At 40.9% G+C, this 21,097-nt stretch carries 19 protein-coding genes and 1 tRNA gene; 10 read left to right on the plus strand and 10 right to left on the minus strand.

Going from position 1 to position 21,097, the window contains the following annotated elements; genetic code table 11:
- Positions 1–26 precede the first annotated feature (26 nt).
- On the plus strand, positions 27–3,524 hold the full coding sequence (gene dnaE / locus IKN49_00695) for a DNA polymerase III subunit alpha (protein MBR3631578.1): 3,498 nt from the start codon (positions 27–29) through the stop codon (positions 3,522–3,524).
- Positions 3,525–3,629: 105 nt separating this feature from the next.
- Entirely contained in the window at positions 3,630–3,992 is a 363-nt protein-coding gene (locus IKN49_00700) for a GDP-mannose 4,6-dehydratase (protein ID MBR3631579.1), read from the plus strand.
- A 3-nt stretch (positions 3,993–3,995) separates the two neighbouring features.
- Here the strand turns inward: IKN49_00700 and IKN49_00705 are convergent, their stop codons facing one another.
- Positions 3,996–4,655: an outer membrane beta-barrel protein gene (locus tag IKN49_00705; protein MBR3631580.1), complete on the minus strand. Its 660-nt coding sequence runs from the start codon at positions 4,653–4,655 to the stop codon at positions 3,996–3,998.
- A gap of 493 nt (positions 4,656–5,148) precedes the next feature.
- Positions 5,149–6,147: a site-specific integrase gene (locus IKN49_00710; GenBank protein ID MBR3631581.1), complete on the minus strand. Its 999-nt coding sequence runs from the start codon at positions 6,145–6,147 to the stop codon at positions 5,149–5,151.
- 166 nt (positions 6,148–6,313) lie between these two features.
- Between IKN49_00710 and IKN49_00715 the strand changes: the two genes are divergently transcribed.
- On the plus strand, positions 6,314–6,466 hold the full coding sequence (locus IKN49_00715; GenBank protein MBR3631582.1) for a ribbon-helix-helix protein, CopG family: 153 nt from the start codon (positions 6,314–6,316) through the stop codon (positions 6,464–6,466).
- A 132-nt stretch (positions 6,467–6,598) separates the two neighbouring features.
- Here IKN49_00715 and IKN49_00720 read toward each other — a convergent pair whose 3' ends face one another.
- Positions 6,599–6,775: a helix-turn-helix domain-containing protein gene (locus IKN49_00720; protein MBR3631583.1), complete on the minus strand. Its 177-nt coding sequence runs from the start codon at positions 6,773–6,775 to the stop codon at positions 6,599–6,601.
- A 21-nt stretch (positions 6,776–6,796) separates the two neighbouring features.
- Entirely contained in the window at positions 6,797–7,909 is a 1,113-nt protein-coding gene (locus IKN49_00725) for a hypothetical protein (protein MBR3631584.1), read from the minus strand.
- Positions 7,910–8,469: 560 nt separating this feature from the next.
- Here IKN49_00725 and IKN49_00730 point away from each other — a divergent pair.
- Positions 8,470–9,438, plus strand: coding sequence for a hypothetical protein (locus IKN49_00730; protein ID MBR3631585.1), 969 nt, complete (start codon positions 8,470–8,472; stop codon positions 9,436–9,438).
- A gap of 244 nt (positions 9,439–9,682) precedes the next feature.
- On the opposite strand, the gene IKN49_00735 is transcribed toward IKN49_00730, so the two are convergent.
- Positions 9,683–11,488 (minus strand): hypothetical protein, encoded by a 1,806-nt coding sequence (locus IKN49_00735; GenBank protein ID MBR3631586.1) that lies wholly within the window; start codon positions 11,486–11,488, stop codon positions 9,683–9,685.
- A 370-nt stretch (positions 11,489–11,858) separates the two neighbouring features.
- Here IKN49_00735 and IKN49_00740 point away from each other — a divergent pair.
- A tRNA-Val gene (locus tag IKN49_00740) sits at positions 11,859–11,933 on the plus strand.
- 530 nt (positions 11,934–12,463) lie between these two features.
- Here IKN49_00740 and IKN49_00745 read toward each other — a convergent pair.
- Positions 12,464–13,528, minus strand: a complete 1,065-nt coding sequence (locus tag IKN49_00745) for a prepilin-type N-terminal cleavage/methylation domain-containing protein (protein ID MBR3631587.1) — start codon at positions 13,526–13,528, stop codon at positions 12,464–12,466.
- A gap of 334 nt (positions 13,529–13,862) precedes the next feature.
- The gene (locus tag IKN49_00750; protein ID MBR3631588.1) at positions 13,863–14,246 is read right to left on the minus strand and encodes a MazG family protein; all 384 of its coding nucleotides are present in this window, start codon (positions 14,244–14,246) and stop codon (positions 13,863–13,865) included.
- 31 nt (positions 14,247–14,277) lie between these two features.
- On the opposite strand from IKN49_00750, the gene IKN49_00755 reads away from it, so the two are divergent.
- The 4 genes from IKN49_00755 to ybeY are packed head-to-tail and all read left to right on the plus strand — an operon-like array spanning position 14,278 to position 18,041.
- The gene (locus tag IKN49_00755) at positions 14,278–15,609 is read left to right on the plus strand and encodes a hypothetical protein (GenBank protein MBR3631589.1); all 1,332 of its coding nucleotides are present in this window, start codon (positions 14,278–14,280) and stop codon (positions 15,607–15,609) included.
- 11 nt (positions 15,610–15,620) lie between these two features.
- The gene (locus tag IKN49_00760; GenBank protein MBR3631590.1) at positions 15,621–16,310 is read left to right on the plus strand and encodes an FAD-dependent thymidylate synthase; all 690 of its coding nucleotides are present in this window, start codon (positions 15,621–15,623) and stop codon (positions 16,308–16,310) included.
- A 22-nt stretch (positions 16,311–16,332) separates the two neighbouring features.
- On the plus strand, positions 16,333–17,544 hold the full coding sequence (gene glgC, locus IKN49_00765; GenBank protein ID MBR3631591.1) for a glucose-1-phosphate adenylyltransferase: 1,212 nt from the start codon (positions 16,333–16,335) through the stop codon (positions 17,542–17,544).
- Between the two features lie 44 nt (positions 17,545–17,588).
- Positions 17,589–18,041: an rRNA maturation RNase YbeY gene (gene ybeY, locus IKN49_00770; protein ID MBR3631592.1), complete on the plus strand. Its 453-nt coding sequence runs from the start codon at positions 17,589–17,591 to the stop codon at positions 18,039–18,041.
- A gap of 3 nt (positions 18,042–18,044) precedes the next feature.
- On the opposite strand, the gene IKN49_00775 is transcribed toward ybeY, so the two are convergent.
- On the minus strand, positions 18,045–19,094 hold the full coding sequence (locus IKN49_00775) for a DUF1646 family protein (protein MBR3631593.1): 1,050 nt from the start codon (positions 19,092–19,094) through the stop codon (positions 18,045–18,047).
- A gap of 97 nt (positions 19,095–19,191) precedes the next feature.
- Here IKN49_00775 and IKN49_00780 point away from each other — a divergent pair, with 97 nt between their 5' ends.
- A complete protein-coding gene (locus tag IKN49_00780; protein MBR3631594.1) occupies positions 19,192–19,812 on the plus strand; it encodes a hypothetical protein in 621 nt (206 codons plus the stop codon).
- Between the two features lie 85 nt (positions 19,813–19,897).
- On the opposite strand, the gene IKN49_00785 is transcribed toward IKN49_00780, so the two are convergent.
- Together IKN49_00785 and IKN49_00790 are read right to left on the minus strand one after the other, a co-directional pair.
- A complete protein-coding gene (locus tag IKN49_00785; GenBank protein MBR3631595.1) occupies positions 19,898–20,380 on the minus strand; it encodes a prepilin-type N-terminal cleavage/methylation domain-containing protein in 483 nt (160 codons plus the stop codon).
- A gap of 136 nt (positions 20,381–20,516) precedes the next feature.
- On the minus strand, positions 20,517–21,074 hold the full coding sequence (locus IKN49_00790; GenBank protein ID MBR3631596.1) for a manganese efflux pump: 558 nt from the start codon (positions 21,072–21,074) through the stop codon (positions 20,517–20,519).
- Between the last annotated feature and the right edge of the window lie 23 nt (positions 21,075–21,097).

The raw sequence follows: 21,097 nt of genomic DNA on the forward strand, positions 1-21,097 counted from the left end.
GTATCTTATAATATTGGCCGGTATCTATGAAAGAATTTGTCCATTTACACAATCATTCTGAGTACTCCTTGTTAGACGGTATGTTGCGCATTTCCGAGCATCATAAACCTTCTCGTTTTCTAAAAGGGCTGGCCGAACAAGGTATTAAATCTCTGGCTATCACCGATCATGGGAATATGTATGGAGCTTTGGATTTCTATGAGTCTGCCCGTGGAGCCGGCCTCAAACCTATTGTGGGTTGCGAAGTCTATATTACAGAAGGAAAATACACCGAGAAAGACAAATCCCGCACCGGTCATTTAACATTACTGGCCAAAAATCATCAAGGGTACCTTAATTTGATGCAGCTCAATTCCGAAGCGTGGGTCAATGGGTTCTATTATCATCCGCGTATTGATAAAGAATTGCTGGCTAAATATTCGGAAGGGCTTATCGCTTTGTCCGGTTGTTTGAAAGGGTTTGTATCTCAATACGCCTTAACGGCTCCTTTTGAAAAAACCTGCGCCATAGCGCAAGAATATGCCGACATTATGGGCCCCGGCAATTATTACATTGAGCTGATGGACCACGGCATTAAAGAAGAGCAAGAGGCCCTGCCTATTCTTAAAGAAGTAGCCAAAAAATTGGGATTAAAAACGGTAGCCACCAATGACTGCCACTATGAAAAAAAGGAAGACTGGGAAGCACACGATGTCAACCTTTGTATCTCTACGGGCAAAACATTGGCCGACCCGCAACGGCTTAAAATGACCACGCACGATTTATATTTTAAATCGCCCGATGAAATGTATGAGCTGTTTGCCCATACCCCTCAAGCCCTCGAAACCACACTAGAAATTGCGGAAAAATGTAATTTGGAATTTCCAAAACATGGATTTATTCTGCCCAATTTTGATATTCCGCCGCAGTATCCCAACTCCGCCGAGTATTTCAAAGCCCTCTGCCGCGAAGGCCTTAATAAAAAAATGCATGGCAATGTACCGCCGGAGTATATGAAACAGCTGGAATTTGAATTTGACGTGATTATCAAAATGGGATTTGACTGTTATTTCCTTATCGTACAGGATTTTATCCATTGGGCACGCCAACATGACATTCCTATCGGGCCGGGACGCGGTAGCGGTGCGGGCAGTATTGTGGCTTATAGTTTGGACATCACGCGCGTAGACCCCATTAAAAGCAAACTGTTGTTTGAGCGTTTCTTAAATCCGGACCGTGTCAGTATGCCGGATTTGGATATCGATATGTCCGACACCGGGCGCGAACGCGTCATTGATTATGTACGCCAAAAATACGGTGCGGATAAAGTCTCCCAAATTATCACTTTTGGGACCATGAAGGCCAAACTGGCAGTGCGCGATGTCGCCCGTGTAATGGGTATTAGTGTCACGGAAACCAACCGTGTGGCCAAAATGATTCCAAATGACCCCAAAATCACCTTGGATGATGCCTTAAACAATATCAAAGAATTACAAGTAGAAGTAGCCAACAATCCTACTTCCAAACAACTCTTTGATATGGCACGCAAAATTGAGGGACTCAAACGTCATACCGGCATCCACGCGGCCGGCGTACTGATCACCAAAGAATCCGTTTCCCATTATGTGCCGCTGGCCCGCGGAGCCAAAGATGCTATTACCACTCAATTTGAAGGAGAGCCCTGTTCCAATTTAGGCCTCTTAAAAATGGACTTTTTAGGGCTGCGTACCTTAACGGTTATCGATAATGCCGAGAAATTAATCCGCGCGCGGCACAATCCCAATTTCGATATTAATGAAATCCCGCTAGACGATAAAAAAACCTACGATTTATTGTGTGCGTGCCAAACCTTGGGTATCTTTCAATTGGAAAGCGGCGGCATGCGGGATTTGATTAAAAAACTACAACCCACCCAATTTGGCGATATTTCCGCCTTGGTGGCCCTGTATCGTCCGGGCCCAATGGAATCGGGCATGATGGATATGTTTGTCCGGCGCAAAAGCGGACAAGAAAAAATTACCTACGAAACCCCGCTATTGGAAAATGTGTTAAAAGACACCTACGGTTGTATGCTCTATCAAGAGCAAATTATGCAGATTTCCAAAGTGCTGGGCGGTTTTACCCCCGGAGAAGCCGACACCCTGCGCAAAGCCATGGGTAAGAAAAAATTGGAAGTAATGGAACAGTTTGGTAAGAAATTTATTGCCGGAGCTAAAGCTCATAATATACCGGAAAAAACAGCGACTCATATCTATGATCAAATGAAAGCCTTTGCCGGATACGGTTTCAATAAATCCCACTCTTATGCGTATGCGCTAGTATCTTATCAGACCGCCTACTTAAAGGCCAACTATCCTATCGAATTTATGTGTGCAGCCCTAACCAACGAAATTGGGCACAATGCCATTGGGGCCGACGATAAAGAAAATAAAATTGCCACCTATTTGGAAGAAGCCAAAAAAATGGGATTTGAAATTTTACCACCGGATATCAATAAATCCCAACCGGAATTTTCCGTAGAACAAAAAGACGGAAAAGAATATATCCGCTACGCTTTGGAAGCTATTAAAAATGCCGGCACGGAAGGATGTATTTCCATTGCCAACGAAGCGAAAAAGAAACCCTTTGAATCTTTAGAAGATATGTGCGCCCGTATTGACATTTATCAGGCTAACAAAAAGACGATTGAGAGCTTGACCAAAGCGGGCGCTCTGGATAGTTTATTGCCGGACAAAGACCCCAAAGAGGCCCGGGCAATTTTGCTAAGCCAAATTGATCAAGCTATCGACACGGCCCACTTAATTGCCAAAGAGCAAGAAAATTGTACCGCCAGTTTATTTGGTGATGATTTCTCTGCCACCATGACGCTCAAAAAGAAAGAATCCACGACTGTCACCAGACCGCTTACTCAAAATGAATTGCTGGGATACGAAAAAGAAGTGATGGGAATTTACTTTAGCGGACACCCCATTGCCCGCTACCAATCCTATTTTTCGCGCTTAAATTGCGTGGACATTAAAACAATTTTAGACGGAAAAGCCTCCGGAAGACTCAATGTGATTGGTATTGTAACCCGCATGAAAAAACGACAAAATAAGCAAAAAAAAGAATGGGCCCAATTTGTCATTGAAGATTGTACCGGCTCTATTGCCATTAATGCGTTTGCCCGCACGTGGGAACAAGTAGGGCACAAAATCACGCCCAATGCCATTTTGTTTTTCTCCGGAGAGGTGCGCATTGATGATGAGAGTGCGCGGGTGGAAATGAATTTACAGGATGTAGGAAATGTAACGGATTTAATTGCCAATATCGCTACAAAGCTGACTATCCGACTTCCCGCTAATTACGAGCCTGCTCAATTGCAAAAACTCAAGCTCCTCTTAGATGCTGCCAAAGGAGTGACCAAAGTGTATTTGGAAGTCCCTTCTAAACAAGACCCCTCTAAACTACACCGGATTCGCACCGGCAAATCCATCATGGTGCACCGGGCACTGCTGGAACATTTAGAAAACACATTGGGTGAAAAAGCGTGGAGTTTTGAATAAACTATCCGTCGCGAGTACCATGTGTTGCAAACACATTCTTTTCATTGGAAGCATCCCGATAAAATAAGGTCAAGCGCGTACTCTTTGCATCTTCATCAGCCATTTATGCAACTGGACTATGAACATCGCCCACTCGTACTGGACTGGGACGGACGGCAACGGCGTGATTTTATCTCCGTACATGATATTGTGCAGGCCAATTTATTGGCCATTGAAAAAGCCTCTGCCGGGCAAACCTACAACGTCGCCACTGGGAATAGTTGCACGCTGCTTGAACTAGTCGATATGATAGAAAAAACAGCAGGCTATCCTTTGCAACGCATCAGAGGCCCCAAACGTCCGGGAGATCTGCATCAATCTTGTGCCGATATCAGCAAACTGCGCAATTTAGGATTTGTTCCGAAAGTTACTTTACAACAAGGACTAACCGAGATGTGGCAACATCAACTGCGCCAAAAAACGAAGTAAAAATCAAAACCGATAACCTAGCCCTGCCGTTACTTCCTGGCGAATATGCGGGCCTTCAAACAAAAAATTATCCCATTTCTTGCGGTCATAATGGATGACATAATCGCCAAACAGGAAAAGATCTTTCCATAGACGTACTTTTCCCCCGATTCCGGCCACCAATACCAAACTTTTTTGATTAAAATCGCGATGTTGACGTTTGAAGCGGCTTTGCTGACTGGCTTGACCTATTCCCGCCAGTAGATACAGTTGTGGCTCTGTGTTAGGTGTCAGAACAACTCTGAGCAAGGCTTCCCATTCATTGCGTTCAAAGGCCGTGAGCGCTTTTGTTTTCATATCAGCCGATTTGAGTTGTTCTACCGCTAAACCGGCCGCTATAATGTCGTTGAAGTGAAAAAATCCTCTCAGTTGCCACCCGCGCATCGCCCGAGAGATGGAATTATTTTCCTTGTCTTGTATTTCTCCGGCAGACAATACGCCCGCCGCGTCTATCTCAAACAAAGACAGACTAGGAGCAGTAGCACGCTTTTCTTCATACACTTGAGGGATAGGCCGGTAAACACGATAACTTTGTGCTTGGCTTTTAGTTGCGATAAAACACAAAAGACCTGATAAAATAATTACGCTATACCAGTAACGCCCTAAGGATAATTGTCGAACCATAGACGTTTATTTTATAAAAAGTATTTTCGGGATTTATATAATGTTTTTCTAAAAGAAAAACAGCCTTTTTAGATTACCTGTATAGACGGTGTTTGGCTACAAAAACAAGGCTTTTTTGCGTTAATATCCTCTCAAAATATCTGTCCTCAAGTGAAATATGGTATAATAAAAATAGATTTAAGCCCGGTTGGCGCAGGGCTAGTAAAATTAAGTTCGTTCCCGACAGGGAACCGCGCGCCGAAGTAAAAAGTTACGGTTTATACCGAGCTATGTTTAGTTGTATCAATCGTTTTAAGCCCAGTTGGCGCAGGGGTAGCGCGTTCCCTTGACATGGAGACATGCAAAATCAGTTTTTAACCGCTTATTAGTCCTCGTTCTACGACGAGGATTTTGCTTTTTATACTCCATTACTAACCACCTTCAAAATGGGCAAGTGTCCAAAAAGTGTCCATTTTTGCATAAAATCGTACCTAAAATGGACTTTTGGCAAGCATTACGCTTTACCTTGGGGCGTATTCATGCAAGCAATAACTTCTTTCAAGTATTCCGGGCTAAAGTGAGCATAGCGGTTGGTCATACGTGGCGTAGTGTGTCCTAAAATACCTTGTAAATTGGACATAGACCCGTTATGTACCCGGAATGTAGTAGCAAACGTATGCCGTAAGTCATGGAATGTTAGCCCTTTTAATCCGGCTTTGGCTTTAGCACGCTTAAACGCACTTTCAAATGTACTTACTTTCATCGTAAAAACTCTACCGGACTTCTTTGCTCCGATTTCAGACAATACCGCTTGTAAATTGTTTGACATAGGCACAATACGTTTTTTGCGTGTTTTAGATTGTAAGATATAAATAACACCCAACTCCATATCCACATTAGACCAATCAAGATCAAAGATTTCCCGTCTCCTCATACCGGAATGAAGAGCAAACCGCACAATTTGTTGAGCTTGTTTGTTTTTACAATACTGAAATAATTGTGTTAATTTATCATTACCCCAATATGACTCACGGTTATTATCTTCCGGCTTTTTAGCTACCACTATGCACGGGTTTTTACCGTTCCACAAATCGTGTTTGATACCAAACTCTATAACGGCTCCTAATACCGCAAAATAACGGTTACATGTACTGCTCTTGTGTGTGTCAGCTAACTCATTATAAAATTGTTGCAATTTGGCACTGGTTAGATATTTCATTTTCACATTACCCAACGTATTTTTTAACATCTTCCACATAGAATATGCCGAACGTCCCGGCAGTTCTTTTCCGTGAAGTTGCCAATAAGCGTCCGCTAGTTGTCCATACGTTACTTTTAAGGTGCGACGTTCCGGAAAGAAAACATCATCTTCTTTTTCTTTCATGAGGCGTGTGGCTACTTCTTCAGCATATTTCTTTGTACCATGTATTTTCTTACGCCACCGCTTGCCTTCACTATCACGGAAGTCAATAAGATATACTTTGCCTTTTTCAATTTCCTTCACATGCTTCATATCACACCTTTATAACACCTATCTACTCTTTACTTCGCTTTACTTTTCAACGTGTATTTATGAAATTTATTTATATCTATCAATATATATCAATATAACATATTATTTATCAATAGTCAATAGTTTTTTATATCTTTCAATACCCACAATGTGTTATAATATAGGCATGGAAAAACAAACATCAAAGAAAACCAATCCGACTATTGCTTTTGTAGCTACTCCGGAAATCGTACAGGCCTTAGAAAAACGTTCTAAAACAGAGGAACGCAGTATTTCTTGGCTGATCCGCAAAGCATTGGAAGCGTATTTGCATATCTAATACTATTTCCGTTATAGCGGGGTGCTTTTTAGCTGCAATCAGTGCCATCTAAACAGCACCCACGCTTACGACCTGTAATAAGCTATTTTAAATGCCTTTTCCTGCGCCAAAATAGCCTATTATTGGCGTTTCTTAGCTTGCTGAACTATCTAGCCACTCTTCTATCTTTTCCGCAACAAACAACACTTTGCGGCCTATTTTACGGACACAGTCTGCGGGAATTCTTCCCATACTTTTCCAAGTATAGATCGTTCCCGGTGTGCTCCGTAGATACTCAGCTAATTCTTCTGCTGTTATTAGCTTTTCCATCTTTAATTCTCCTAATTTAAATTACCCCAAAGGGGTTGAAATCAATAGCTCTATAATCGCTAGTAGTACTGGGGCAAAAAGACACGTATTATCTTCATTTACGATCTCTTTGCGAGTTAATCCGTCCAAGTATGTTTTACTGATTGGACTTAATGCTTTTACTTCTTTCATAAACAGCTCCTTAAATTCAGCTAGATAATTCACATCTTCCAGCTGTAATGTTTCAAATCGTCTCATAAAATCACGCGCATGTCGCTTGTCAAAATGCTGTTCTATTATCTTTCTCACAGACTCTACTCCTCCGTACACACAAGCAAGCACATACATCATATCGGTCAATAGGGAGCGTGTATTGTCATGTTTGTATTGATCTAGCCACACATGCACTTTATCTATTGCTTTTGGTTTATCGGGTATATGCCAATGTTGCATAGTTTGAGTGAGATTCTTCTGCAGTACAGAGAAGATAATGTTGTGTGCAATCAATTCGTTAAGACAGCACGATTTTATAGATATACCGCACACTGCTAATTCACGACGGATTTCTTTGGCAGTTTTAAGGGAGCATTCAAAGCGGTAAAACGTACCCGGAAGATTCTTTAATATATCTTTTAGATCTTGCGGAGCATGCTTATCTTGCAGTATTTCAGCAGTCTTGTTATAGAAGGCTATCTTGCGTAGTTTGAGTGAGCTGGCAGACATGTGTCCTTCGTCGGGATAGAATGTAAATGCTTGCTTATAATGACCGCCTCTATGAATATCTTGAAGATAAGGATATAATGTCTGACTACTATACGGAACATAGCATTCTTTTGCGTAGTCCAAACGGTATGTATGAGCGTATAGTAAAATGGCAGGACAAGTGATAATCTGAGCCTTCCACAAGGCATCTTTCAGACGAACCAATACACACAATATATCATCCGGAGTAATTTCAAACAAGTTGTTTCCATACAACAGTTTAGCAGGACAAAATTCAATCTTTAACTTGTCATCAGATAATACTTCTGTGTATGGAAAATAGTCTTGCTGTTGACGTAAATACTTCAAATTTTGTACAACACTTAACGAGTCAGGTATCTTTGATTGATACTCTGTATTAGGCTCTAATAATATGCCAACTGTGTTAATCATAACGCTTCATCCTGCCTTTAATTGATTTAAATCCCTATATGTATAACCTATTCGTTCGGTCTGTTGTGCTTTATAGTGTTATGCAGTTAAACGCATTAAAACCCCTATATATATAAATCATCTGTTCTGTCTGGGACTTAATCCGTCTGAGAAAGCATCTTTATAAGCAGAAAATCCAACAAGCAAAAGCGGGGATTTATGCCTTAGCATAAACCCGCGCGCACCACTTTGCGCCACTTTTTGTCCACAGCAAAGCACAATTAACACTTAAAAACCGAGAAACAGATGGTTTATGCACGCGGTAAGTGTTTCAAAAATTACTAATTCTCAGGGGAATTTTAGGTGTGAATTAAAAGAGGATTTAAATACATTAAGCTATAGAGGAAAACACGCTCTGTATCATTGCAAAAAACATAGGACCTGTTTTGAGGATAGATTTAGATATGGCCTCCAAGCGTGCGTAAGCACGCGCATGCGGTCATCTGCCACAAAAGCTACCCAAATTCTTAAATTCTAGTGGGTTATTTAGATCCTATAGTTAAAAATGGTATACTACAAACATGAGAAAAGTATTTAGAAATGAAACGGATATTGTTGAATTCTTTGCTAATCCTAGTTTATCTTTAATGGAACTAGAGAATTATTCATTTGAGGTTGAACAATGGCCTGATTTGACAGTAAAAGATCCTAATCGTGATATGGTAATGGAGTATAGCTTTATCCAAAGTCTTACTGCCTTGCAAGAAGAAATTTACCACTCTTATGCACTCTTAAAATATCATAATCGCACGAAAAAACTTACAGAAGTAGAAAAACAATCATTACATATTCAAGTTAAAGTCAAAGCTGGATGTACAGAATTTGTTGTGAACGGTGCTGAAATTGCTAAGGAGTTAATACAAAATCTGACTGGTACACAGGTAATGCTATGTGTGATTTCTTTTATATTGTGTTATTTCAGCTCTTCTGCATATTCTCAGTATTTAAAGAATAAGACAGAATTGAAGGAAAAGGATTTGGAGTCAGATAAGTATAAAGCGGCAATAGAAACTTTAGGAAAAGCAAACGAACTAAATGCAGAAATTTGTAAGAGAAGTATAGAAGTTAAAAAAGAGATTATTAAACCTTTAGCTATCAATAAACAGGTGCAAATCGGAACATCTTTGTTCACTCAAGAAGAATTAGAAGATGTATTGAAAAAAAGCAGATCTTCTTTTGATCAAACACGGCTAGATGATTTTTACACGATTGAAAAGGTAGAACAGATTGAGGACAGTGGATTTAAATGTACGTTAGGTAATAATAATTATTCTTTTAGTGCTATTTTGCCAAATTCACTATTCAATGATGATAAGCTTCCTATTATTCAGAATAGTCTGTTTAAAAGAACGCCTATCTTTTGTGTTATCAACGCTAAAGTATGTGATAATCGGCTTAAAGATGCAGAATTGCTTGATGTTGCATATAGCAAAGTTCCGTATAACAAGCCTAATTTAATTCAAGTAGAAGATATTGAGGAAGAGTCTTAAAACAGGATTTTGTGTAAATTAGTGCGTTGTTATCATAGGAGGAACCATTTCCCTCCTTGATCAGTTCTCCACCTAGACTTTGGCCATTAAGCTTTACATCACAGAGCAGACGGAAGTATTTATCTCACCCACAGGTGTGCAGCAGAAGTTTTCCGCCTTTTCAATGACATAATTCAGGAGAAACGGAAATTAAATAACATGCCTGCAGATGAGGTAAGGTACCATGCCCTAAACGAGTAAGAAACTACTCCGTTGGATGCCAACGATAGGCTCTTCTAAAACCCATTTTTTCGGCTTCTGCTACTGTTTTTGCATAAAAGGCATTAGGGTTATTCCCAAGTTGAAAATTATCATATTGCTGATCAAACGGCAGATGAAATATTTTCCCATCAGGCGAATCCGGATTGCACTTGATTTTGGGGTATTTCTTATCCAATTTTACATTTTCCCGCAAATCTATGTTCAAAATATGGGCTACCCTTCGTGCGGTATCAGATACCTGTGTTGAAGTAACAAATACGGGAGTGACTGTTCCTTGTTTTAAAATTTTCCAAGGATCTTCCGTTGGAAAGTGTTCCATAATATAATCAATAGTAGTACCAAATAGTTGGAATATGTAGTTCTCGTATATGGTTTTGTTTGCGGCCCAATACTTGCACTGTATAAGTTCGGTTTTTCCGTCTTTTGATGCAATGATGTCGATGCCCATATCTTGCCAACGCTTTTTTGCACCATTCATAATAACTTTCCACTGTTTTATATCGTAGGTATAGCCTATGTAGCGCTCATAAAATAAGCCAATTTGCCAATTCGTTTTATCATAGGAATCTTCGTATCTGTCCAAAACGCGTTGAAATTTTTCTGTTTTGGTTAAGGTTTCACGCTCTTCCGGTGATAGATAGTGGATAAATACTTCTTCTTCCTCTTGGTCGTCCGCATTAGCTTTCAGAACAGCTTCCATGGGATATTCCTTAAAATCATTTAACCACGGGAACATTTTTTCATAGGCATTAATGATATATTCATATTTGCGTAAGTCTTTAATCTTTGCTTTCTGTTCACGTTTGAGCTCAGCAACAATTTGGCTGGAGTTTAAAGCAGCACGTTTTTTATTGCGGAAATACTGTGAAAATCTATCAAGATAGTCTGTCGCATATTCTGAGGTTACCTGTCCGAACGCATCACCGGTTTCCAACAATTTTTTACTTAAATTATCTGCAAACTCTTTTTTAAGGATTTCCAAACTGGCAAAGGATGCATCTATAGCTTTTTGAAAGTTTGCCTGTTTCTCGTTAATCTCACTCATGCATTTCTCTCTATAGCTTTCAATATTTTGCAAATTTTCGGCACGAACTTGGTCTAATTCGTTTTCTCGTTGCATTCTATGTTCTTCAATAAATTTTAAATTTTTGGCACGATTAGCTTCTAATTCCGCTTTTTGATTATTAATTTCTAGTTGTTGACTTGCAATAGACGCTAGACTCTTTTCTCTATCCGTTCGAAATTTTCTTCTATCTTCTTCTAATAATTTTTGATGAGTCGATATCCATTTGGTTTGATTTTCATTTTCAGTTTGTATCTTATAGACTTTTTCTGACAAGGTAAGTAGATGTTTATAAAAAAAGAAATAGAGTTGGCAAATTACTTCATATTCCTTTTCTACGAATTCACTGAGTCTAAGTGAATCAAATTTTTCTCTTTCCTTTTCTTCAGGATGTATACGCAAATATGCTTCTACTTTGCTGATAGCATCTTTTTGAAGAGATGCTGCTATATGATCCTCTACGTACTTAACAAAGCTATAGGGTAATTTCGGAGCTTGTAGGCCTTTCCACAAATCAACAAATTCCTCCCTTTTATCTAGGAAAGTATATCGAGTGTCCGCTAATTCTTTGATGCATTCTTCATACAACTTGTCCATGAATTTTTGAGGTTGAGCAAAAATGACTTTAAAAGTGGCTAGTATCTTGACAATATTTTGCTCCAAAATTTTATTTCGTTCTTTTAAATCAGCTATTTCCTTTTCGTTATTAGAGAAGAAAAACCCCATAATTTGCTCCTTATCTTACTTGGTTTCTAAAGTACATAGTATAACGTGCATAGAAGAATTATACTAAATGCCTAAAATTAATTGTGTGATATATATGTACAGATATGGTAGGCAGATGGTTGCAGTAGAAAGTGTCCCTTTTGTACGTTATTTTTGCATGGCGTATATTGGATTGCAATAGAACAGTTCAGTGTCGCGCAATGTGTCCAAAAAGTGTCCAAACTGTATCCAAAAACATTCATTTCCATTAAAGTACATTCAAACAAAAGCAACCTGAATCAATTTTGCTAAAAACACCACTCTGGCACTTATTTTCTGACGGAAAACTTTTATTATCGTGCTAGATTTTGTATAATAGTTTTAGATTTAAGCCCAGTTGGCGCAGGGGTAGCGCGTTCCCTTGACATGGGAAAGGTCATAGGTTCAAATCCTATACTGGGCACCATTGAAAAACCCGTCCTTGTGACGGGTTTTTTAATGGCCAGTAGCACACCCACTGCTGGGTGTGCGGTAGGATTTGAAAGGCGCAGCGATGTACGAGTTTGCGTGCGAACTTGTGAGCCGCAAGGCGAGTACCGCGAGCCCGGCCTGCAGGAAAATTCCGTCAGGAATTTTACCGGAAGGCAAGTCCTATACTGGGCAAATTTAAAACCACCCTTTTGGGTGGTTTTTTAATTTTGGCAGTAAGTAACACACACTGCTGAGTGTTACGTTAGGATTTGAAAGCCGGAGCGATGTTTTTGTTTGAGATGCGAACCGCACCCGCGAGCAACGATCGGCAGATGCCGTGGCCGTGCCGGAGCGTTTATTAGATAAATCGTACAAATTAATATACGGTAGCACCGACAAACGGACAACCGACCGCTTATCCCCCTATGGCGTATGGGTATTACGCAAAAAAGAATAAGGAGGTTATATTTGCTATAAACAGTTACCCTCAATATTGGGGATGTATTGTATCTCTATCATAATTTTTTACATATTTATGCCATACTGCGTACTTATATTTTGCACTTGTGCCTCTACTTCAGCACAACGAGCTGACGAACAACGATGTTCATTTGGACAGGATGCCCCACCGCAACAACATGCGTTATCATTATAACTCACACCTGCACAACCATATCTATAATAAGTAGATTCTCCTGCATAACATACAGAGCCATTCGTAAACGTGCTATCGCATCCTCCATAAAAACTTGTAGTGACACAAATTGCATTATCAAAAGTATTATTTGCACAAGAGCTCTCATTTTTTGTGATACATACGGCTCCGTTTGCAAAGGAAGAATTTGTACAACCCGCTTTTGCCATGTCCCAACATACTCCCCCATCTTTAAATGAGGAATTATTACAAGAATTATAAATATAACCTTTACATATACCTCCTTCATTTACCTCGACGTTACTAGATGCTCCATATCCACAAAACGGCGTAGAATTGCCATATATACCATTGGCTTGATAGGGCATAGCTAATGCTGAACATCTTTCTTGGTCGGTTCTATAACATGTTCCATTTTTTTGCGAAAAGGCACGGCCAACATGATCACAAGTGGCCTTGTCTATAGCTTGGTCTAAAAGATACGCGGTGTAGCCCTCGGCACTAGTTAAATCTTGGCCTATAAGTAGCTTTCCGCAAAGTTTTTCGGCCCGTTCATCGCCTGTCTTAGCCTCACAATGCAGTTGCCCGGCAAATATTGGACTGTCGTTAAGGTAACTAGCCAGTCTTACATTAGCAAGCTTACTATTCGTAACCCGTATCACGTTGGGATCTGCGGTATTATTGGGCGTTACTAAGGCAAAGGTTAAATCAGTATTATTCATAGTAACATCTAAATTAGCCATATTATCTGTATAAGCACCATTAGTCATTTTAATGGCTTCTTCAGCATCTTTAATGGCCTTAGCTCCGGGGAGCATTGTGCTCCAATGGCTTTTATCCACCGCGCCCTGATACATGGGGATTGCAATAGCTGATAAAATACCAATAATCAGTACGACAACTAGCAATTCTACTAACGTAAATGCTTTGTGCATAAGATTTCCTTTAAAATATTGGCCTGGGCAAAAGAAAACGGCTATTATGCCCAAGCGCGAATCAGTCACCTAGTCATAACAGCCGTAGTTTGCCGCGCCCGAAGGCGTGGCAAACATTCGGTACAACACAACGGGATTATAAGTTCCATTGCGTTGTACCTAAAACAGCTGCTTTTGGACTGATTCGTGGCCTTTGGTTTCCCAAAAGCTATCCGTATTCTGCATACGGTTCCAAAAACAGATTAAAATTTATTCATAAGCGCAGTTTCTTGCGCGTAACTATCTATCCTCCTATAAAGGGATGTTGGTATTATAGCAAATCCCTATACGATATTTATTTCCCTTCACGTTCCTTTTGTTTCATTTCCCGCCAGACGGCTAAGGCCTCTTCCGGGGTGGCGGCTTTGGCGTGGTCTCCAAACACATGGGGGTGGCGCCGATGGAGTTTTTCATCCAAGTAAACAATCACATCTTCTATGGAAAATTTGCCTTCTTCGCGGGCAATTTGCGCATGCATTAATACCTGCAGCAACACATCCCCCAGCTCTTCTTTCATATTTTCATCATCTTTCTTTTCTATAGCTTGTACCAATTCTTCGCTTTCATTGCGAAGGCATTTAATCAAACTCTCATGAGTTTGTTTTTTATCCCACGGGCACCCCTCCGGTCCGCGCAAGGTAGCAATCGTATGCACTAATTCCTCAAATTTTGTTTTCATATTCTCTCCAAAAATGCTATACCATTATTATATGAAAATAAACTTCAGACTGGCGCTGAGCGCACTTTGCATCCTATTCCTCGTTCCTTGTGTGACCGCACAAGTAACCATTGTCAAACAAGAAGGCAACAAAATCTATTTAGACACTTCCGAATATAATCGAAAAGTATCGGTAGGAGACACCTTCAAAATTATTCTCTCACAAGAGAAATTAACCAATCCCAAAACCGGTAAAGATTTAGGCCTTATTAATCATTATTCCGAAGAAGGAAAAATCGTAGAAGTGCAAGCGTTGTACGCCGTCGGTCAAATATCCGTTGCAGGGCAATATGCCGGCAAAGAAGCCGTCTTAGAAAATCACATGCCCGCGCCGGTCTCTGTAAAACCTACCACAACGGCCGATGCTCCGGTTGCGGCGGCGGTTTCACAGTCCACCCGTAAAGCTACTTCTTATCAAGTAATCGAACGGGAAGTAATCAGCGCGGTAAAAGCGGATTTGTTACCTTTCCCTGACGAAGAAATTGCCGTGCTGGACAAAAAAGGGAATTTAGCATTGTACTCCGTATCGGGGGAGATGTTGCAAGAACAATCCTCTTACACGTTGCCCGTTGGTCACAAGCCGCTCTCTTTGTCAGCGGTCGACGTAATGAACACCGGATATGCTCAACTTTTTGTCGCGGTCTATCAAGAACAAGAACAAAAAATTTCTACTTGGGTGTTTGACGTACAGAACAAAGAATTTGTCCGTCAGACCGCCTTGCCTTACTTTGTTAAAGAACTGGGTTGTGCCGAACAAAAAGAAATCTATGCCCAGAAACCTTTCATCAGCAGTGCTAAACCCGGCGAAGCACATAAATTAGCGTACGAAAAAGGGCGTTTTTCTTTAGCAAAAGATTCTTTCGCCACCCGAGGAAATTGGTTAACCGGTATCAATGAATATGAAATTCAAAACGAGGAAACAGAGAATTTTGTCTACACAGCCTACAACGGGGTATTGCGCATGCGCTTAAACAATGGCAAATACATTGACAGCCCTGACCAATTTGCCACTGCTCCAAACCGAATTAAATATACACAAAAGATCATTCCCTTTTATCCTTCCATCCAAGTGTACGGCCCCAAAGGCCACGCCACCTTGGCGGCCATTGAAAATACCTCCAAACTGGGTATTCTTTCGGAACAATTTGGACAATACAACGGCGGGAAACTTCACTTTTTAAGTTATCAAAACGGTCGTTTGGCTATTGATGAAACCGTGGAATTAAGCGGTTTTGCCTATGACACCAATTGCACCGCACGCGGTATTTTAATTCCGCAAGTACTAAGCAGCGGACAAACTATTTTGACTGAAATTTATAGATAATCGGAGTATATATGGAAAACAAAAATGAAGTAATCAAACTATTGGATAAAGGCTTTATTCGATTAGTAGATTTTATGGGAAGCGATAACCGCGTGGTGAGTTCGGCGCGGGTTTCTTTTGGCGGCGTGTCGAAGGGCGAAGAACAAGATAAGCGCTTAATTAAATATCTGCTGGAGCACCGTCATCATACTCCGTTTGAACATTGCTACTTTCAGTTTCATGTTTGTTGTCCGATCTATGTGGCTCGCCAATGGATGCGCCACCGCTGGGGTTCTTTTAATGAAATCAGTGCCCGCTATACCCAAGTAAAAGATGAATTTTATATTCCGTCTGTTTTCCGCGGACAAGATATTAAAAACCGCCAAGGTTCTGTAGCGGCGGATTTTGACAATGAAGCCTTGCGTAAGTTATACGAAGAAAGCGTAGAGGCTTCTTTTGCTGCTTACAATAAGTTGATTGAGGCCGGTGTGGCTCGCGAAATGGCACGCGGAGTACTGCCCGTTTGTCAATATACGCAATTCTATTGGAGCGTAAACGCCCGCAGTTTGTTAAACTTTTTACAACTGCGCACCGACGGCCATGCTCAATATGAAATCCGTGTATATGCCGATGCCATCGCACAGATTTTCAAAGAAAAAATGCCGTGGTCTTGGGAAGCGTTTGAAGCATTAAACAAAACCTTGCCTCTCGGCGCAGAATAAAATTATCACAGGGAGAAAAACTATGAAAGTACTAGGTATCATTATGGCCGGCGGAAAAGGAGAGCGTCTCTATCCGCTTACCAAAGAACGTTCTAAACCATCGGTCCCCTTCGGCGGAAAATACCGCATTGTGGATTTCGTATTGTCTAACTTTGTCAATTCCGGAATTTTTTCTTCCTATGTATTAGTTCAGTACCTCTCCCAAAGTTTAATCGAGTATCTGCGCACCACTTGGCGCACGGAAGGTTTGATCCCCGATCACTTTTTAACTTGCGTACCGCCGCAAATGCGTATGGGAGAAATTTGGTATCGCGGTACAGCCGATTCCGTCCGTCAAAATATCAATTTAGTACGGGATTTTGCACCGGATTTGGTGGCTATTTTCGGCGCTGATCACATCTACCGTATGGATGTGCGGCAAATGATTGATTTCCACCTCAAGAATAAAGCCGATGTTACGGTGGCTGCCAACACGGTTTCTATTAAAGAAGCCTCGGCCTTTGGGGTACTGGGCACGGACGACAACCACCGGATTGTTCAATTCGATGAAAAACCGGCTAAACCACGCCCTATCCCGGGCAACCCGAAAGCCGCTTTTGCTTCCATGGGTAATTATATTTTTAACGCAGATGTCTTGCTTCAAGTGCTACAAAAACGATTTTGTGATGTGCCTTCCTTGGATTTCGGAAAACATATTTTACCGAAAATTTTGTCTGAATATCGCACCTTCGCTTATGACTTTCAAAGCCAAATCCTGCCCGGAATTAAACCTTATGAAGAACAAGGGTACTGGCGGGACGTGGGAACCATTGAATCCTTTTGGCAAACCAACATGGATTTGTTGGGCACCCATCCCAAATTAGATCTTAACAATCCGAAATGGCCTATTAATACGTCCGCATTTCGTGTTCCCCCTACGCAGTATATTGGCGGAACTGTGGCCAATTCTATGATTAGTAACGGATGTATTATTCATCCAAAATCTACCATTAAAGATTGTGTCCTTTCCAGCAATGTCATTGTGCATGAAGGAGTGGAGCTGGAAGGCTGCGTGATTATGGATAATTGTGAAATTAAAGCCGGTGCAAAACTTAAAAAAGTTATTATTGACCGCTTTAACACGATTCCTGCCAAACAAACCATCGGAATCAATCAAGATACAGATGCACAACGCTATTACATTGATCCGTCCGGCATTGTGGTCATTCCACGCGGGAAGAGTAAATTTCTGTAAACTAAACGGGCCCTTTAACAAGGCCCGTTTATTGTGCTAACATTATGCAAATAAATATCTTTTATCAAACCGAAATTCCCAGCTATTTACACCGCACCCGGTTATTCAAGGCGGCCTGCGCAAAAGCGTTAAAAAAATTCCGCCGCGAACCGGCAGATGTAAATGTTGTGTTTGTAGATGAAAAAGAAATTTTACGCATTAACAAAACCTATTTGAATCATCACTACGTCACTGACGTGATTTCTTTTAATCATGAAAAACCGCCCTTTGATTTGCCGGGCGAATCTTGGGCATTTGGGGATGTGTACGTTTGCTATCAAGTAGCCCGCAAGAATGCTCCTTTGTTTCAACACTCTATCTTAAAAGAAATGATGATGTATGCGGTACACGGTTGCTTGCATTTATCCGGCCTAGATGATCACTCTGCGCAAGAGCGCGCCGAAATGGATAGAAAAGCAGAAAAAATTATCGCCGATACATTAGCCGAACTGGCCTAAAGTTTATACAAAAAGCCACAACGCGATAAAATAGCCGGCCATCAGCACCAGGCCCGTCGGCACCGCAATGCGGGCCCATTCCCGGCTCTTAATGCCTAGTTTTTCAGCCGCCACGATGTTGGGCAAATTTCCCTGCACCAGCATACTGCCAAAAGCGGCCAGTCCAATCACCGTATACGTTAGGTTATGTAGCGTAATGGTGGGGGTTACTTCAATGGCAGCCAGCGTAGCATTGTCAATAATTATCGAAGAAGCATTCGCCCAAAATAAAATCTTTCCGCTCAAATGAGCAATCGTACTTTGCGCAAACGGACGCAATCCGGTGCTGATTAAATGTAAAGCCGCCACAAATAAGTAAATATGCCACGTGCGGCGCAACATGGTTTTGTAATTTTCTTTATCCTCGCAGATATGCAGCTGTAGTTGGGTATTAGCCGTTCTGACCGTATAACCGGCCGCCAAAGCCATCAGCGCAATCCCCGGGGCAATCCACCAGAAAAAATGACGTAGCATGAAAAAGAAATCTGCTTGATTGGGACCGGCGGCCAGTTCATTATAAATTACCAACCCCAACGGTTCAGCCACGGGCAATAGAACAGCTCCCAGTCCAATAGCGTAACAGGCATATACCGTTACTTTCACCGTTTGACTGCGCTCCAAGTTAACCACTTGTAAAACTTCGGCCAATACCAAGGCCGCCACCGTCACGCTAAATATGCTGCTGGTGAGCCCCAATAAAAAAACCAAAACCGCAAAACTGTAACACGGCTCCAAATGCTTAAATAAGAAGAACAGAACCCGAAAAATGTAACGAGAATAATAGTTAAAAATAATACTGACTACCAATACTACAAATGCCACATTTACCGGTGCATTTAGCGTGTCGTAAATAAAATCATGGCTCCAGCCATGGGTGATTGTAACGGCGGTAACCCCGACCATCAACAGAAATATCTCCAAATGGTTTTCCACCCATTTGGAAACTTGCGGCCATACTAGTAAATTCAATACCAAAACAGCCAGTAATAATTGAGTCAAAAACGAAATTTCCATACTTATATTTTACTAAAAAGCAACGTAATACCCTGAAATAAATCTGTGTATTTTTGTAAAATGATAAATAGATGTTAAGTTGCAAAAGGAGAAAGACATGAAAAAAATATTTGCTGTACTGTGCACAGTAGCCGCCTCCAGCATGGTATTTGCCGCTCAAACCTGCGATTGCCAAGCCGGAGATGCAGATTGCTATATTAACTGCGTGCAAACCAAAGTAGTAGCTGCCCGCCAAAACACTGGCAAAAAAGTGAAACAAACAAAAGCCCAAAAAGAAGCAGCCAAAGAAGCCGCTAAAGCTCAAAAGGAACAAGCTAAAGCCAATGTGGAAGCTCAAAAAGCTCAAGTAAAAGCTGCGGCCCAAGCCCAAAAAGAAGCAGCCAAAGAAGTGGCCGAACTTAAAAAAGCAGAAACCAAACAAGCCGCTGCAGATCAAAAAGCTGCTTTGAAAGCTCAAAAAGAACAAGCCAAAAACCAAATAGCGAAAGTGAAAGCCGAAGGCCAAACAAAAATTAATGCGGCCCAAGCCAAAGTCGATGAAGCCAAAGCCGCGGTAAAGAACGCCTCCAGCAAAGAGGAAAAAGCCGCTGCCCAAGCTCGATTAGACGAAGCTAAAGCTGCTTTAAGCGCCAAAAAAGCTGAAGTAAAAGAAACCACCAAAGCCACCGAAAAAGGAGCCAAAGAAGAATTGGCCGCCTGGAAAGCTTTGGTAAAATAAGTTGTTTTGATTTATAACAAAACGCCCTCTATTCGAGGGCGTTTTTTGTGTGTACACTTGAAAAGGTGTTTCTCAATTTTTCACTTTAACAACACGCGCAATCTTCATCTTCTTCTATATTCAGCATTTTAAGGACATCTATAGAAGGATTACTATCGCAATCTCCCGTTCGTCCAGTTATATTTCCATTCCGATCTAAACACACGCAAACATCCGTGCCGTCCCCAAACCTATAATCGGCACTGGCAATGTTATCATCCGCTCCCGTACTATACGTGTAATACCAAAATGATTTACTTGAAGTCCAATGACCATCTGGTTCTCCTATAGAAATACTCAGATTATCAAATTTGTCACAATCATTTGTTTTTCCGGTGCTTCCGTGTTCTAATTCGCAAATACGCACAGCATCTCCAATGGCTTTGAGATTTATAAACGCTTCAGCAAAGCGTGATTTAATGACCGCCTTTTCATACTGCGGCAAGGCAATGGCAGATAAAATACCGATAATTAACACTACAACCAGCAACTCAATGAGCGTAAATGCTCTGTTACTTTTTACAAACATATACTTCCTCCTTATGTAATTTTTTAAATGATACTAAAAAAAACGATGTCAAGCTCTTTTATTTCGCGACGCTAAAACGATAATAAAGCGGAGAAGAAATTATTCTTCTCCGCTTTTATAGTACCACTTTATTCTCTTATAAAATAATCATGCGCACTGCCATGATAACCAGCACCAGACCGGCTACGAATTCTACCCGTTTACTCAAGACAGTCTTGGATGTTTTGCTTCCCAAGTGAAAACCCAAAATAGTCATCAAAAACGTAATTACCAGTAAAAAGAGTACTTGCGGGAACCAACTTTTGTTCATTAATTCTAAAGAATATCCCACAAAACCAAACTGTAAACCGGACAGCGTACAAACACGTAACATCTTTTTCCAGTCATCAACTTCTGTTTCCTTAAAACTGGGAGATTTTTCAATCGTCTCCAGCATATATTTGATACCTAAGAGCAACAAGAAGGAAAAGGCAATCCAATTGTTAGCCGGACCAAAATATCCGCGGAAAAACAGAATACTAACAATATATCCTAACGTAAAAAACAAGGCGTTAAACCCAGCAAAAAACAAGGCCGCCTTGATAGAAAAAATACTCTTTGTCTTTAGTTCCATGTTCATGGCCGACATATTTGCTGTCACCATATTGTCTGTACAAAGACAAATGAAAATAATAATCATTGCAATTAGTCCCATAGTTTCTCCTTATTGATAGTCTT

Source organism: Elusimicrobiaceae bacterium (assembly GCA_017528825.1).
Lineage (GTDB): Bacteria > Elusimicrobiota > Elusimicrobia > Elusimicrobiales > Elusimicrobiaceae > Avelusimicrobium.